At 63.3% G+C, this 15,282-nt stretch carries 10 protein-coding genes; 7 read left to right on the forward strand and 3 right to left on the reverse strand.

Going from position 1 to position 15,282, the window contains the following annotated elements; genetic code table 11:
* The first annotated feature begins 6 nt into the window (after nucleotides 1–6).
* The 3 genes from NKI38_RS24950 (at nucleotide 7) to NKI38_RS24960 (ending at nucleotide 5,129) form a co-directional block, all read left to right on the forward strand.
* Nucleotides 7–1,482 (forward strand): sensor histidine kinase, encoded by a 1,476-nt coding sequence (locus NKI38_RS24950; protein ID WP_352662018.1) that lies wholly within the window; start codon nucleotides 7–9, stop codon nucleotides 1,480–1,482.
* On the forward strand, nucleotides 1,482–4,502 hold the full coding sequence (locus NKI38_RS24955; RefSeq protein ID WP_352662020.1) for a bifunctional [glutamine synthetase] adenylyltransferase/[glutamine synthetase]-adenylyl-L-tyrosine phosphorylase: 3,021 nt from the start codon (nucleotides 1,482–1,484) through the stop codon (nucleotides 4,500–4,502). The genes NKI38_RS24950 and NKI38_RS24955 overlap by 1 nt, the downstream gene beginning before the upstream one ends.
* A gap of 153 nt (nucleotides 4,503–4,655) precedes the next feature.
* On the forward strand, nucleotides 4,656–5,129 hold the full coding sequence (locus NKI38_RS24960; protein WP_352662023.1) for an EF-hand domain-containing protein: 474 nt from the start codon (nucleotides 4,656–4,658) through the stop codon (nucleotides 5,127–5,129).
* Between the two features lie 45 nt (nucleotides 5,130–5,174).
* On the opposite strand, the gene NKI38_RS24965 is transcribed toward NKI38_RS24960, so the two are convergent.
* On the reverse strand, nucleotides 5,175–7,496 hold the full coding sequence (locus tag NKI38_RS24965; RefSeq protein ID WP_352662026.1) for a PAS domain-containing sensor histidine kinase: 2,322 nt from the start codon (nucleotides 7,494–7,496) through the stop codon (nucleotides 5,175–5,177).
* A 223-nt stretch (nucleotides 7,497–7,719) separates the two neighbouring features.
* Between NKI38_RS24965 and NKI38_RS24970 the strand changes: the two genes are divergently transcribed.
* Together NKI38_RS24970 and NKI38_RS24975 are read left to right on the forward strand one after the other, a co-directional pair.
* A complete protein-coding gene (locus NKI38_RS24970) occupies nucleotides 7,720–8,016 on the forward strand; it encodes a type II toxin-antitoxin system RelE/ParE family toxin (protein ID WP_109662591.1) in 297 nt (98 codons plus the stop codon).
* A gap of 1 nt (nucleotide 8,017) precedes the next feature.
* Nucleotides 8,018–8,323 carry an addiction module antidote protein gene (locus tag NKI38_RS24975; protein ID WP_352662029.1) on the forward strand — a complete coding sequence of 102 codons (306 nt, stop codon included), beginning with the start codon at nucleotides 8,018–8,020 and terminating at the stop codon, nucleotides 8,321–8,323.
* Between the two features lie 23 nt (nucleotides 8,324–8,346).
* On the opposite strand, the gene pepN is transcribed toward NKI38_RS24975, so the two are convergent.
* Nucleotides 8,347–10,992: an aminopeptidase N gene (gene pepN, locus NKI38_RS24980; RefSeq protein ID WP_352662032.1), complete on the reverse strand. Its 2,646-nt coding sequence runs from the start codon at nucleotides 10,990–10,992 to the stop codon at nucleotides 8,347–8,349.
* Nucleotides 10,993–11,148: 156 nt separating this feature from the next.
* Between pepN and NKI38_RS24985 the strand changes: the two genes are divergently transcribed.
* A complete protein-coding gene (locus NKI38_RS24985) occupies nucleotides 11,149–13,455 on the forward strand; it encodes a xanthine dehydrogenase family protein molybdopterin-binding subunit (protein WP_352662034.1) in 2,307 nt (768 codons plus the stop codon).
* A 71-nt stretch (nucleotides 13,456–13,526) separates the two neighbouring features.
* On the forward strand, nucleotides 13,527–14,429 hold the full coding sequence (locus NKI38_RS24990; RefSeq protein ID WP_352662079.1) for a DMT family transporter: 903 nt from the start codon (nucleotides 13,527–13,529) through the stop codon (nucleotides 14,427–14,429).
* Here NKI38_RS24990 and NKI38_RS24995 read toward each other — a convergent pair whose 3' ends face one another.
* Nucleotides 14,430–15,242 carry a helix-turn-helix domain-containing protein gene (locus tag NKI38_RS24995; RefSeq protein ID WP_352662037.1) on the reverse strand — a complete coding sequence of 271 codons (813 nt, stop codon included), beginning with the start codon at nucleotides 15,240–15,242 and terminating at the stop codon, nucleotides 14,430–14,432.
* Between the last annotated feature and the right edge of the window lie 40 nt (nucleotides 15,243–15,282).

The following is a 15,282-nucleotide window of genomic DNA, read 5'->3' on the forward strand; positions in this document are numbered from 1 at the left end:
GGCAGCATGGCTCTTTCCGTGCCAGCCATCATGAAGACGACGGCAGCGCGGCTTTCGGCGCTCTACCTCCTGCTCTTCGCGCTCTGCGCGGTGGCGCTCGTCTTCTACATGACCTCCCTTTCGGCGCGCATGCTGACGGCGCAGACCCAGGACACCATCAATGACGAGGTGCTCGGTCTGGCTCGCGCCTATCAACGTGGCGGCCTGCCGGTGTTGGTCCGTGTGGTCGAGGCGCGCTCGCGCCAGCCCGGCGCAAACCTCTATCTGATCGCCGACGCCAACGGCCAGATTCTGACCGGCAATGTGCAGAGCCTTGAACCGGGCGTTCTCGAAACCGAAGGTTGGACCAGCAGCCCGTTCTCCTACCAGCGCTTTGGCGAAGGAGAGCTCGAGCGTCTGCGCAATCTGCCCGCCGAGCAGGGTACCAACCAAACCGAGCAGAACGACCCGCAGGCCCAGGGCGAAACGGGCCACAATGCCATTGCGCTGGTGCTGCGGCTGCCAAACCAGATGATCATGCTGGTTGGCCGTGACCTGGGTGAGCCGGAGCGGTTTCGCGCCGTCATCCGTCGCGCCCTGATGCTGGCACTCGGCATGATGGGGCTTGGCGGGTTGCTGATCTGGTTCTTCGTCGGCCGCGCGGCGCTGAAGCGCATCGACAGTGTGTCGGAGGCCAGCCGCCGCATCATGGGTGGCGACCTGTCCGGCCGGCTGCCGGTGACCGGGACCGGCGACGAGTTCGATCGGCTTTCCGAAAACCTCAATGTGATGCTGGCCAGGATTGCCACGCTCAACGAAGGCTTGAAGCAGGTTTCCGACAACATCGCGCATGATCTGAAGACGCCGCTGACGCGGCTGCGCAACCGGGCAGAAGCGGCGCTTTCGGGCAAGCACAAGACTGCCGACTACCGCCAGGCGCTGGAAGGCACCATTGCCGAATCCGACCAGCTGATAAAAACCTTCAATGCCATCCTGATGATCTCTAGGCTGGAGGCAGGCTACTCCTCGGAAAACACCAACCGAGTCGATCTGGCGGAAGCCGTGCGCGATGTCGTCGAACTCTATGAGCCGGTGGCGGACGAGGCAGGCGTGTCGCTGGAGGCCGACGTGCGGGAGGCGACCTTCGTCAACGGCAACCGCGAACTGATCGGCCAGGCGTTGTCGAACATCGTCGACAACGCCATCAAATATTCGACCGACGCCGCTGCTCAGCCGTCCGTGCGCGTAGCCCTTGAGCGAACCGGCACGGATGTTCGGCTGTCGGTCGTCGACAATGGCCACGGCATCCCCGACGATAGCGACCGCGCCCGCGCGACGGAACGTTTCGTGCGGCTGGAAAAGAGCCGTTCGCAGCCGGGTTCCGGCCTTGGCCTCAGTCTCGCCAAGGCCGTCATGACATTCCACAATGGCCGGCTTGATCTCTTGCCTGGCAATCCCGGACTATCCGTGGTCATGAGTTTCCCGGCACGGGAGGATCACTGATGAGCACGGCTGCGAGGGCGGCGGATTGGCTGCTGAAGCCGGCGACCAGCCTGGCTCCGCTGGACGAGGACCGTTCGCGGCGGGAACTGGCCGAGATCGCTTCCGCTGCACGCGAAGACGGGCTGACGCGGCTGGCCAAGTTCCTGGCCGGCAAAGGGGAGGGCCAGGATTTCCTCGCAGCTGTCTTCGATCTGTCGCCCTTCCTGCGCGACACGGCGCGTCGCCGGCCGCAGATCCTCGACGGGCTGTTCGAGCAGGCGGTCGAGGATCGGCTGAAGGCGATCGGTGCTGCCATCGACCAGGCGCATTTGGCCGAGGCGGTCTCGGAATCCGGCCTGATGATGGAATTGCGTCAATGGAAGGCCGAGGCGCATTTCCTGATCGCGCTGGCCGATCTTGCCGGTGAAGCCGAAACGGCGCTGACGGTGCGGCGGCTGAGCGACCTTGCCGATGCTTGCACCTGTGCGGCCGTCGACTTCCTGCTGCGCGACGCGCATGGCCAGGGCAAGCTCAAGCTGCCGGATCTGAACAACCCGTCAAAGCAATCGGGCTGGATTCTGCTCGGCATGGGCAAGCTCGGTGCACACGAGCTGAATTTCTCGTCCGACATCGATCTCGTGGTTTTCTTCGATCCGGAAGCACCCGCCGTCGTCGATCCGCTCGACGCCACCGAACTGTTTTCGCGACTGACGCGCCGCCTGGTGCGTATCCTGCAGGATCGCACCGAGCACGGTTATGTCTTCCGCACGGATCTGAGGCTTCGTCCCGATCCCGGTTCGACACCGCTGGCGATCCCGGTCGAAGCGGCACTCCGCTACTACGAGGCGCGTGGCCAGAACTGGGAGCGCGCCGCCATGATAAAGGCGCGTCCGGTGGCCGGCGACCTGGCCGCCGGTGCGGCCTTCCTCAAGGAGCTGCAGCCCTATATCTGGCGCAAATACATGGACTATGCGGCGATCGCCGACGTCCATTCGATCAAGCGCCAGATTCACGCCCACAAGGGCCATGGCGAGATCGCGGTGAAGGGCCACAACGTCAAGCTCGGGCGCGGCGGCATCCGCGAGATCGAGTTCTTCGTTCAGACCCAGCAGCTCATCGCTGGCGGGCGCTTCCCGGAATTGCGTGGCCGCGAGACCGTGCCGATGCTCGGCCAGCTTGCAGCGCGCGGCTGGATCACCGCCGATGCGCGCGAGGCGCTGGCTCTTCAATACTGGTTCCTGCGCCGCGTCGAACATGCCGTGCAGATGGTTGCCGACGAGCAGACCCACACGCTGCCGGAAGACGATGAGGGGCTGGAGCGCATCGCCCGTATGCTCGGCTTTGCCGATGCTTCTGCCTTCTCCCTGGCATTCCGCTCCTCGCTGCAGCAGGTCGAACGCCACTACGCAGCACTTTTCGAAACCGCGCCGGAGCTTTCGACCGGCATCGGCAATCTGGTCTTCACCGGCGATGTCGACGATCCCGATACGCTACAGACCTTGCATGGCCTCGGCTTTCACAGGCCGAGCGATATCTGCCGCGTCATTCGCGGCTGGCATTTCGGCCGCTATCGCGTCACCCAGTCGGCGGAGGCCCGCGAGCGGCTGACGGAACTGACGCCGGCGCTGCTGCGCTCCTTCGGCCAGACGCGCCGGGCGGACGAAGCCCTGATGCGCTTCGACGAGTTTCTCGCCGGCCTGCCGGCCGGCATCCAGCTGTTTTCCTTGCTCCAGTCCAATCCGGCCCTGCTGAAGCTTCTGGCGACGATCATGGGTGCCGCGCCCCGGCTGGCGGCGATCATCACGCGCCGGCCGCATGTTTTCGATGGCCTGCTCGACCCGGCCTTGCTGACCGAATTGCCGGACCGCGCCTATCTGTCGGCGCGGCTTTCCGCCTTTGTCGAGGGCGACCGGCTGTATGAGGACGTGCTCGACCGGCTGCGTATCTTTGCCTCCGAGCAGAAATTCCTGATCGGCGTCCGGCTGCTGGCCGGCTCGATCGATCCGGCCCGGGCCGGCCGCGCCTTTTCCGATCTGGCGGATCTCACCATCGAGGCGGCGTTGCAGGCGGTGACGGCCGAATTCGCCGCCCGTCACGGTACGATTGCCGGCGGCGTGGTTTCGCTGCTCGGCATGGGCAAGCTCGGCAGCCGCGAGCTGACCGCCGGATCGGATGTCGACCTGATCCTGCTCTATGATCACGATCCGGATGCGGAAGAGTCCGATGGCGACAAGCCGCTGGCGCCTTCGCATTACTATACTCGCATGACGCAGCGGCTGATCGCGGCCGTGTCCGCGCCGACGGCGGAGGGGGTGCTCTACGAACTCGACCTGCGCTTGCGGCCATCCGGCAACAAGGGTCCGGTGGCCACCCATATCGATGCCTTCAAGAAATACCAGCGCCAGGAAGCCTGGACGTGGGAGCACATGGCGCTGTCGCGGGCGCGTGCCATAGCCGGTGACGCCAACCTGTGCAGCGAGGTTGAAGCGGAAGTGGCGGCGGTGCTCGGCCAACCGCGCGATGCGGCAAAGGTGATGGCCGAGGCCTCGGACATGCGCGCCATGATCGAAAAGGAAAAGCCATCGCGCGATCTCTGGGACATCAAGCTGATTCCCGGTGGCCTGATCGATCTCGAATTCATCGCTCAGGTGGCTGTCATCACCGGTCAGGTCGAGGCCGGGCCACGTGCCCCGGCCGTGTCAATTGCACGTGCCCCGGCCGCGCCAATTGCATGTGCCCCGGCCGTGCCAATTGCACGTGCCACCGGTACGGCCGAGATCCTGTCGCGCCTGGCGCCGGGCTTTGCCGATGCAGGGACAAGGCAGGAGCTTGGCGATGCTTATGCGCTTTATCTGGCACTGACCCAGATGACGCGGCTGTGCCTCACAGGAGCCTTTGAGCGCGACGATGTTCCGCCGGGGCTTTCGGATCTGCTTCTGGCGGTGACCGACCTGCCGGATTTCGGTGTGCTGGAAGCGCACCTCAAAGAGACGTCGCAAAAGGTCAGGAAAGACTTCGACCTTCTGCTTCGTACGGGATGACCGCGACGAGCGGCTATCCCGGCTAGAGCATCGGACCCAAAAGTGGAAACCGGTTTTGGGAAAATCCGATGCTCAAACAAAGAGACAGAGCGGCAACAGGATCGAAGATCCGCCGCTCTGGCATCGGGGGTGACGATGCAACAGGAGAAGACCATGAGAAAGTCAACCAAACTTGCCCTTGCCTTCGTAGCCTTGGCCGGCGCCGTCGGCACCACGGCCTATGCCGAAAACAATGCCAGCGCAAAAATACGTGAGGGCACGATGGTGCGCCTCAACAAGGCGATGAAGGATTCGAACGGCACCATCACCTTCGACCAGTTCTCCGACGCCATGAACGCACGGCTGAAGAAGCTCGTCGCCGACAATGGCGGCAAGCTGACTGTCGCCCAGCTTGCCGACGCGCTGGAGAAGGCGCGCTTCGAGCAGATGGCCAGACGCATTATCGCCCGCTACGACACCAAGGGCGACGGCACGCTGACGTCAGACGACATCACCAGTCGAGAGAAGAAAGTCTTTGCCATGCTCGACAGGAACAATGACGGCAAGGTCGAGAAGAGCGAACTGCCCAAAGGCGGCCACTTTGGTCGCCACCGTCAATGGGACAATGACGGCAACGACATGCAGTGAGAGTGTCCGAAGCAGGCTCCGGCGACGTCAGCCGGAGCCTGTTCGCTAGGCCGCGACCTTGATGGCCAGCGCGGCCTTCTTCACCGGAATGCGCACCGATACGATCGTGCCGACACCTTCGGTCGAACGGATTTTCAGCGCGCCACCCTGGAGCTCGGCCAGCGAGCGCGAGATGGCGAGGCCCAGGCCAGATCCGGCATGGCTCTTGGAGAACTGGTTCTGCACCTGTTCGAAAGGCCGGCCGAGCTTTCCGAGCGCCTCCTTGGGGATGCCGCAGCCATTGTCCTCGATCGTCAGCACCAGCGCGGCGGATGTGTTGCGGGCTCTGACCGATATGCGGCCACCCTGGCCGGTGAATTTCACCGCATTGGACAAAAGGTTGATGACGATCTGCTTGATCGCACGGCGGTCGGCGACCAGCGTCAACGCGTCGGCGATTCGTGTTTCCACGGTGATCGCCTTTTGCGCCGCCTGCAGAGAGACCACGCGAACCGTCTCGCTGATCAGCGGGCCGAGGTCGATCTCTTCCCGGTCCAGCGAGAACTGGCCGGCCTCGATCTTCGACATGTCGAGAATGTCGTTGATGACCCCCAGCAGATATTTGCCGCTGCTGTTGATGTCGGTGGCGTACTCCTCGTAGCGCTCCGACCCAAGCGGGCCGAACAGCCCCTGTTCCATCAGTTCGGAGAAGCCGATGATGGCGTTCAGCGGCGTGCGCAACTCATGCGACATGTTGGCCAGAAATTCGGATTTGGCCCGGTTCGCCGCTTCGGCGCGCTCGGTTTCCTTCATGTATTTGCGGTTGAGGTCGACCAGTTCGCGCGAGCGCTCCTCTTCGGCCCGGCGGGCAAGACTGAGATCATGGATCGTCGCCATCAGCCGGCGTTCGCTGTCGACCAGCTTCTCCTGGTGCAGCTTGATCTGGGTAATGTCGGATCCAACCGAAACGATGCCGCCGTCCCGGGTCGTCAGTTCGTTGACCTGCAGCCATCGGCCATCGGCCAGCTGTCGCTCGAAGGTGGCGCCGCCCTGCAGTCCGCTGGTGTTGGCAAGCCGCCGCTCGGAAGCAAAGGCCTGCATGCGTTCTTCCAATGCCGCACGCGAGGTGCCCGGCATCACGTCGCGGTCCGAAAGCCCATTGTCCTGCTGGTACTTGGAATTGCACATGATCAGGCGCTGCGCCGCGTCCCACAGCACGAAGGATTCGTTGATGTTCTCGATCGCGGTCCTGAGGCGAAGGTCGGCCGCCTCGGAACGCAGCGCCAGATGACGCTGTTCGGTGACGTCGACGGCGATGCCGATCAGCTGGATCTCCGGCGCTTCCGGATCGATGACCTGCGCCCGTGCGCGCATCCAGACCCATTGGCCGTCGGCATGCCGCATCCGGAACACCTGATCGATGTGGTCGATCTCGCGTGCGACGATTCTGTTAGCAAGCTCGAACAGGTCGCCGTCCTCGGGATGGATGATCTGATCGACCTCGCCGAAGGACAGCATCGTGTCGCAGGGCTTGTAGCCGAGCATATCGTACATCGAGCGCGACCAGTACATCTTGCCGCGCACCATGTCCCAGTCCCACAGGCCGCAGCGGCCGCGAACCAGTGCCATGTCGATGCGCTGATGCGCTTCGAGGTAGATGCGGTCAGCCGCCTGTGCGCGCGCTGCCTGGCCGAAATAGGCGTAGAGGATGATAATCAGCACGCCGGCCGTCAGCACGAACAGGGTGACGTTCAGCGAAACAGTCTTGCGCCAGGCATCGAAAACCGCGTCCTGCGGCACCAGCGCCGCCGATGCGCCCTTTCCACCATTCGCCAGGCTGACCGCCGCATACCAGTCCCGTCCGTCGATGTTGACTTCCATGACGCCGGCGCGATCGCCGAACATGAACAAGGGCTGGCCACCCTCGACGAGGCCGTCGAGCGAATGGCCCTGCCATGGCATCGAGCGCGGTGTTACCGCGACTATTCTGAAAGCACTGTCGGTGATGACGAGCACATGGCTGCGGCCCATCGCGCCCTGACGGCTGGTGGTCTCCAGCAGATCCTGGATGGCGCCGGGCACCGTGTCCGAGGTGGTGGCGAGCGAACTGGCCAGCTGGCCCGCCGCCAGCGTCAGGATGGCCTTGGCATTGCGCTCGACATCGTCGCGCTCGTTCATCAGCGACAGCACGCGCAGCGCCGCGATGACGATCAGGAAGGTGATGATGAGGACGGGTATCGATCGGCGCAGCAGCGGCTCGGCGGCCAGAAGCCGTCGGTAGGCCGGTTCGGCGATGAGCCGCGTATTCCCGGCAAGGCCGTCGCCGCGCGTCTCGCGATGCGCAAAAGCCGTCCCTTCGGGCGCGCCCCACGCGTCCGCCTTCGCCATAAATGGCACTCCCCGAATTTGCCTATGCTGCTTGGTGATCCGGCAAACGCCGCACATCCGAATCGTCAGTAAAGAATCAAAGGTGATTCGCCTTGTCCAGTGGTCCGGCGAAAAAAGATTAAAAATCGACTAAAATAATGCCGAAACGGCCGAATGCCCTTCTGGTGCGCAACCGTCTATCTGGGGTGCTTGACAAGTTGTAGTTTATAAACTACATTTCCCTATGATCGATCTGAAGCAGACCGAAACGTTCCGAAAGTGGTGGACGCGACTGAGGGATGAGCGGGCCCGAGGTGCGATCTTTGCTCGGCTTGACCGTCTTGCCTATGGGCACCCGGGAGATGTCGAGCCGGTGGGGGAGGGGATAAGCGAGTTGCGTATCCACTACGGCCCCGGCTACCGCGTCTATTTTCAGAAGCGGGGGAGCACGATCATCGTCCTCCTGTGCGGCGGCGACAAAGGCACCCAGAAGAAGGACATCACGACGGCGAAACGTCTGGCAAAAGAATGGAGTGAATGACATGGCTGAAAAACTGACAACCTTTGATCCGGCTGAAGGCCTGACCTCTGATGAGGCAATTGCGGCATTCATGGCGGAAGCATTTGCTTCCGAAGATGCGGGCTATATCGCGCATGCGCTGGGGGTCGTAGCCCGCGCCAAAGGCATGGCCCAGATAGCGAGCCAGACGGGACTTTCGCGTGAACAGCTTTATCGCTCGTTCAGTGAGAACGGCAATCCGACCCTGAAAACGACGATTGCAGTGATGAAGGCGCTTGGGATCGAGTTAACTGCAAAGCCCCAGTCCCAACAGCCGGGACTGGTTTAACGGGCGCTTGAAGATCGCTCTCCCTACGCCAGCGTGCGCTCGACGATATCCCTCAAATCCGCCGACAGGTTCTTTCCATTGGCGATCGAAAGCAGCGCCTCCCGGGCTTTGGCCTGCCGCAGAGGTTCGAGCGAACGCCACGATCTGAGCGCCGTCGCCAGCCTTGCCGCCACCTGCGGGTTGCGCTTTTCGACCTCGAGCACCGTTCGCGAAAAGAACCGGTAGCCTTCGCCGTCGGCCCGGTGGAAGCCGGTCTGGTTGGCGCTGGAGAAGGTGCCGATCAGCGAGCGTACGCGGTTCGGGTTGCCCATCGAGAAGGCAGGGTGGTTGGTCAGGGCCATCACTGTGTCGACGGTTTGCGGCCCCGGAACGCTGGCCTGGATCTGGAACCATTTGTCCATGACCAGCGGGTCGGAGCCATAGGTCTTCTCGAAAGCCGCCAGCGCCTCGGTCGCCTCGGGCGAACCGTGGTGACGATGCGCGAGCACGGCAAGCGCTGCCGCACGGTCGGTCATGTTGGTCGCGGACTGGAAATGCCCGGCGGCGAGTGCTGCTCCGCCCGGCTGCAGCGACAGATAATCCAGCAGGGTGTTGCGCAAGGCGCGTCGTCCGGCGCTCGCCGCGTCAGGGCTGAACGCTGCCTTGTCGGCAAGGCTAAGGTAGAGGCTCGAAAAAGCGCCGCGGTTTGCGGTGCCGATCGCCAACGCCAGCGCCTCGCGGGCCGCATAGATGGCGTCGGGGTCGATATTCCTGCCGATGTCGCGGGCGATGTCGGCTTCGCCCGGCAATGCCAGCGCCAATGCACGATAGGCAGGCTCCAGCGTCTCGTCGCCGGCGATGCTGCCGGCGAGTTCGGTCAGCCGCGCCGCGAAGTCAGGCTGCTTGCCGCCGAGGATCTCGCGGAAGGCTGATATCAGCGCATCGGTCAGCAATGTGTTGAACGCCTGCCAGCGCGAGAAGGCGTCGCTGTCATGACGGGCGAGGAAGAACTGGTCATCGGCCTTCTGCTCGACCGACAGCGTCACCGGCGCCGAAAAGCCTCGGTTGAGCGACACGGCCGGGCGTTCGGCGACGCCTGAAAATCGCACCATGTGGCGGCGCTTTCGGACATGGATGACGCCGTCCTCGACGCTGGCGCCCTCGACGCCGCTATATTCCACGGCCTTGCCGCCGGCGCCGATCAGGCCGAAGGCGAGCGGGATGTGCATCAGCCGCTTGCGGCTTTCGGAGGGTGTCGGCGGCACCGACTGCTCGATTTCGAGCGTGAATTCTTGCGCGGCCGGATTGTGCGTCGAACTGATCGTCAAATTGGGCGTTCCTGCCTGATGATACCAGAGCGCGAACTGCGACAGGTCGCGGCCGGACGCATCCTCGAACACCTTGATGAAATCCTCGATCGTCGCCGCGTCACCGTCGTGCCGCTCGAAATAGAGGTCCATGCCGGCGCGAAAGACGTCGTGCCCGAGAATCGTGCGGATCATGCGCACCACCTCGGAGCCTTTCTCGTAGACCGTCGCCGTGTAGAAATTGTTGATCTCGCGGTAGCGGCGCGGCCGTACCGGATGCGCCAGCGGACCCTGGTCCTCGGGAAACTGGTGGGCGCGCAAGGTGCGCACTTCGGCGATGCGCTTGACCGCCCGCGAGCGCTGGTCGGCGGAGAATTCGTGGTCGCGGAAGACCGTCAGGCCTTCCTTCAGGCAAAGCTGGAACCAGTCGCGGCAAGTGATTCTGTTGCCTGTCCAATTGTGGAAATACTCATGCGCGATGATCGCCTCGATATTGGCGAAATCAGCGTCCGTCGCGGTCTCGTGATCGGCCAGCACATATTTGTCGTTGAAGATGTTGAGGCCCTTGTTCTCCATCGCGCCCATGTTGAAGTCGGACACGGCGACGATGTTGAAGACGTCGAGATCGTATTCCCGGCCGAACGCCTCCTCGTCCCATTTCATCGACCGCTTCAGGGCGTTCATCGCGTAGCCGGCCAGCTTCTCCTTGCCGGGTTCGACATAGATACCAAGCTCGACCGTGCGGCCGGACAGGGTAACGAAACTGTCGGCGAGCTGGCCGAGATCGCCGGCCACCAGCGCGAACAGGTAGGACGGCTTGGGGAAGGGGTCGTGCCATCTGGCATAGTGCCAGCCGTCGCCCAGATCGCCTCTGTCGAGCGGGTTGCCGTTGGACAGAAGCAGCGGCGCCTCGTCACGCAGCGCTTCGATCCGCACCGTGTAGACGGACAGGATGTCGGGCCGATCGAGGAAATAGGTGATGCGGCGAAAGCCTTCGGCCTCGCACTGCGTGCAGTAGACATTGCTCGAGCGGTAGAGGCCCATCAGGGCTTCGTTGCCGGCCGGCGCCAGCTCGGTCTCAATCAGCAACTGGAAGCGATGCGCGGCCGGCGGCTTGAGGATGGTCAGCTGGTCTGGACTCGCCAGCAGATCCGCCGGTTTCACCTTCTTGCCGTCGATCTCGATGCGCTTGAGCGCCAGGCCGTCACCGTCGAGCACCAACGGAGCCGACGCGGAGACGCCGTCACGTCGCTCGACGGTAAGCAAGGCGGTGACGCGCGTTGCGTCTGGCGAAAGGCGGAAGGTGAGGTTGGTTTGCGGAATGAGGTAGTCGTTGGGGCGATAGTCTTCGAGCTTGAAGACCTGGCCGGTGTCCGTGCGCATTCCGAGGGTTTTCCTGTCGATTGCGTTGGTGGCGGATTGTGTCCGCTGGTCCAAGAAATTTGAAGTCCGCGCTCTTTACACGAAACGGCCCCTCGACAAAACTGAGGCAATGCCTATTTCAGGCGCTCCTTCTCCCGGCATCATCACGAGGCATCCATGACCGTCGTCACACCGAAATTCGGCATGGGCGCATCCGTGTTGCGGCGCGAGGATGCTGCGTTCATCCAGGGGCAGGGCCGCTATACCGACGACATCCAGCCGGCTGGCGTGCTGCACGGCTATGTCCTGCGCTCGCCGGTCGCCAAGGCCAGCTTCACCATCGGTTCGACCGAGGCGGCGAAGGCGGTACCAGGCGTCCACCTAGTGCTGACTGGTAAGGACCTTGCCCATCTCGGCGATCTCAAATCCGGCGTCATGCAGGAACAGCCGGACGGCACCAAGGCGCCGACACGCGACATCCCGATCCTGTGCCGCGACCGGGTCCACTATGTCGGCGATGCCGTTGCCTTCGTCGTCGCCGACAGCCGTGCCTTGGCGCAGGATGCCGCTGAACTGATCGACGTCGACTATGACAGCGAAGATGCGGCCTCCGGGACGGCAATGGCACTTGCAGAAAGCACGCCGCTGGTCTGGCCGGAGCTTGGTTCCAACCGGGCCTTCAGCTACCACATGGGCGACAAGAAAAAGACTGAAGCTGCTTTTGCCAAGGCCGCCCATGTCACCCGCATCGAATTCGTCAACAACCGGCTGGTCTGCAACTACATGGAGCCGCGCTCCGCGATCGGCGAATGGAACGTCGAGGAGAAGCGCTTCGTGCTGACCACCGGGTCGCAAGGCGTGCACTCCATGCAGTACATCCTGGCCGGCCTGTTCAAGATCAAGAAGAATCAGCTGCGCGTCATCACGCCGGATGTCGGCGGCGGTTTCGGGCCGAAGACCTTCGTCTACCGCGAATATCCGCTGGTGCTGGAGGCGGCAAAGCGGCTTGGCCGCCCGGTCAAATGGGCCGGCGACCGCACCGAACACTTCCTGACCGATGCGCAAGGGCGCGACAATGTCGTGACGGCCGAGATGGCGCTGGACAAGGACGGCCGCTTCCTTGGCATGAAGGTGGACCTGCTCGCCAACATCGGCGCCTATATCTCGCAATACGGCCCGTTCATTCCCTATATCGGCGTCACCATGTCGACCGGCGTCTATGATATCCAGGCGCTCGACGTCTCGGTCACCGGCCTCTACACCAACACCTGCCCGGTCGATGCCTATCGCGGTGCGGGCCGACCGGAAGCAGCGTTCCTGCTGGAAAAGCTGGTCGATGCCTGCGCCCACGACCTCGGCCTGCCCGTCGAAGAGATCCGCCGCCGCAATTTCATTCGGCCGGAACAGTTTCCCTACCGCACCCAAACCGGTCGCCTCTACGACACCGGTGAATTCGAAGGCCATATGGAGCGTGCCATCGAACGGTCTGAATGGAAAACGTTCCCGGCGCGGCTGGCGCAGTCGAAAGCCGGCGGCAAGATCCGCGGCCTCGGCATGGCGACCTATATCGAGGCTTGCGCTTTTCCCGGGTCGGAACCGGCCTTTGTCGAGCTTAACGGCGACGGCACGGTGACGCTGAAAATCGGCACGCAGACCAACGGGCAGGGGCACGCCACCGCCTATGCGCAGTTCCTGTCGGAAAAGCTCAAACTCGACATCGACAAGATCCATGTCCGCCAGGGTGACACCGACGAGCTGAAGGCTGGCGGCGGCACCGGCGGCTCGCGCTCCGTTCCGCTCGGCGGCGTGTCGGCATCGCGGGCCGGCGAAGACCTGGCCAACAAGATCAAGCGCATCGCCGCCGATGAGCTGGAGGCCTCGGCCGGCGACATCGAGCTGTCCGATGGTGTTGCCCGCATCGTAGGCACCGATCGCTCGATCGATTTTTCCACCATCGCCAAGGCCGCCAAGACGCCGGATGATCTCAAAGGCTTCGGCGAGTTCGTGCAGGACGAATGCACTTATCCGAACGGCACCCATATCTGCGAGGTCGAAATTGACCCCGACACCGGCGCGACCGAGATCGTCCGCTACACCATCGTCGACGATTTCGGCGTTACCGTGAATCCGATCCTGCTTGCCGGCCAGGTACATGGCGGTGTCGTGCAAGGCATCGGCCAGGCACTGATCGAAGACACCATCTACAGCGAGGACGGACAGCTTTTGACGGCGAGCTTCATGGACTACGCCATGCCGCGCGCCGACAATTTCCCGTTCTTCCATTTCGAGACCCGCAACGTGCCGTCGACCACCAATGCGCTCGGCATCAAGGGGGCAGGCGAGGCCGGCACCATCGGCTCGACCCCGGCCGCGCTCAATGCGGTGACCGACGCACTCTGGCGTGCCTATGGCGTCAGGCACATCGACATGCCGGCGACGCCTGCGCGCATCTGGGCAACGATCCGGGAAGCTATGGGAGCGTGACTGCCAGCCCCGGCAACCCACCATCCACAGCCAGCGATCATGCTGGCGGGCACAATACGCTCACCGGCATCATGCTCAAGATCGTGTCAGTGGCGGTCTTCGTCGGCATGCAGACCTGCATCAAAGCCGCGGGCACCGTGCCGGCGGGTCAAATCGTCTTCTTCCGTTCGTTCTTCGCCATCTTCCCGATCATCGCCTTTCTGGCTTTCAGGCGAGAACTTGGCACTGCGTTCACCACCAAGCGTCCGCTCAATCACATCGCCCGCGGCCTTGTCGGTGTCTGCGCCATGGGGCTTGGCTTTTTCGCGTTGACCCGGCTGCCGCTGCCGGAAGCGATCACGCTAAACTATGCGCAGCCGCTGCTGGTGGTGGTGTTCAGCTCGATCTTTCTCGGCGAGGCCATCCGTGTCTATCGCTGGAGCGCGGTCGCGGTCGGTCTGATCGGCGTGCTGATCATCTCCTGGCCGGAACTGACGCTGCTGAGTTCCGACGAGGCGCTCGACGACCAGGAGGTGCTTGGCGTCATTGCCGCCCTTGTCGCCGCGGCGATCTCGGCCGTCGCCATGCTTTTGGTGCGCAATCTCGTGCAAAGCGAACGCACCGCCACCATCGTGCTGTGGTTTTCGGGAACGGCAAGCGTCATGTCGCTATTGTCGCTGCCGTTCGGCTGGCTGGCGCTGACGCCGCTCCAGGCGGCCCTTCTGGTTGCCGCCGGCTTCTGCGGTGGCCTCGGCCAGATCCTGATGACGGCGGCCTATCGCCATGCCGAGGCCTCGGTGGTGGCGCCGTTCGAATACACCTCGATGATCCTCGGCCTTGTCGTCGGTTATCTCGTCTTCGGCGACGTCGCCACGCTGAACATGCTCGTCGGCGGCCTGATCGTCGTTGCGGCCGGGATCTTCATCATCTGGCGCGAGCGCCAGCTTGGCCTGGAGCGCACCCGCACCCGCAAGGCATCATTGCCTGAAGGGTGATTACGACAGCTCGGCCCGCTCTTTCGCCAATAGCACCAGCACCGTCCTCGTCTGCTCGTCGGCCGGGAAAAACGATTCGATCGCCAGTTCCGACAGCGTCACATCGAGCGGCGTGCCGAACACGGTGATGGTGCTGATGAACGACAGCACTTGATCGCCATGCGCCAGCCTGAGCGGGTGCACGATGGCATTCGGGTCGACCGGCGCTGGCCGGCTGCCTTTCAAGCCGGACGGATAAGTCCTCAACTCACGCTCCAGTTCGATCAGCACCGGGTCACCGCTCGCGTCGTTCTGGTGTTTCAGACGCTCAAGCAGATGCGTGCGCCATTCCTGGAGATTGACGATGCGTGGTGCGATGCCGCCGGGATGCAGGCTGAGGCGAAGCACGTTGACCGGCTGCTTGAGTAGCGACTCCTCGCCGACATCGGCAAGGAAGGGAGCGATGGCGGCGTTGGCCGAAACCAGGTTCCAGTGGCGGTCGACAGCCAGTGCCGGGAACGGTTCATGCCCCTTGAGCACGATATCGACCGCCGCCATCGCCGGCGCCAGTGTCGCGTCGCCAAGCGAGCGCTCGCCGAAGCTGGGGGCAAAGCCGGCGGCGAGCAGCAACTGATTGCGCTGCCTGAGCGGGATCGACAGCTGCTCAGCCAGATGCAGCACCATGTCACGCGAAGGCGCGGCGCGGCCGCTCTCGACGAAGCTTAGATGTCGCTGCGATATCTCGGCCTCCATGGCGAGATCGAGTTGTGACATGCGGCGGCGCGTGCGCCATTCGCGAATGAGGCTGCCGGCGGAGGTTTGGGATGTGGTCATGGGGAATGACTAGGCCGACGCTGGGCGTATTTCAATTACC

The organism is Mesorhizobium sp. M0621 (genome assembly GCF_040320745.1).
Lineage (GTDB): Bacteria > Pseudomonadota > Alphaproteobacteria > Rhizobiales > Rhizobiaceae > Mesorhizobium.

Excerpts from the sequence above, each read along its gene's own strand:
- NKI38_RS24985 (WP_352662034.1), top strand. The coding sequence starts at position 11,149 with ATGACCGTCGTCACACCGAAATTCGGCATGGGCGCATCCGTGTTGCGG.
- NKI38_RS24975 (WP_352662029.1), top strand. The coding sequence starts at position 8,018 with ATGGCTGAAAAACTGACAACCTTTGATCCGGCTGAAGGCCTGACCTCT.
- NKI38_RS24950 (WP_352662018.1), top strand. The coding sequence starts at position 7 with ATGGCTCTTTCCGTGCCAGCCATCATGAAGACGACGGCAGCGCGGCTT.
- NKI38_RS24970 (WP_109662591.1), top strand. The coding sequence starts at position 7,720 with ATGATCGATCTGAAGCAGACCGAAACGTTCCGAAAGTGGTGGACGCGA.
- NKI38_RS24990 (WP_352662079.1), top strand. The coding sequence starts at position 13,527 with ATGCTCAAGATCGTGTCAGTGGCGGTCTTCGTCGGCATGCAGACCTGC.
- NKI38_RS24960 (WP_352662023.1), top strand. The coding sequence starts at position 4,656 with ATGAGAAAGTCAACCAAACTTGCCCTTGCCTTCGTAGCCTTGGCCGGC.
- pepN (WP_352662032.1), bottom strand. The coding sequence starts at position 10,992 with ATGCGCACGGACACCGGCCAGGTCTTCAAGCTCGAAGACTATCGCCCC.
- NKI38_RS24965 (WP_352662026.1), bottom strand. The coding sequence starts at position 7,496 with ATGGCGAAGGCGGACGCGTGGGGCGCGCCCGAAGGGACGGCTTTTGCG.
- NKI38_RS24955 (WP_352662020.1), top strand. The coding sequence starts at position 1,482 with ATGAGCACGGCTGCGAGGGCGGCGGATTGGCTGCTGAAGCCGGCGACC.
- NKI38_RS24995 (WP_352662037.1), bottom strand. The coding sequence starts at position 15,242 with ATGACCACATCCCAAACCTCCGCCGGCAGCCTCATTCGCGAATGGCGC.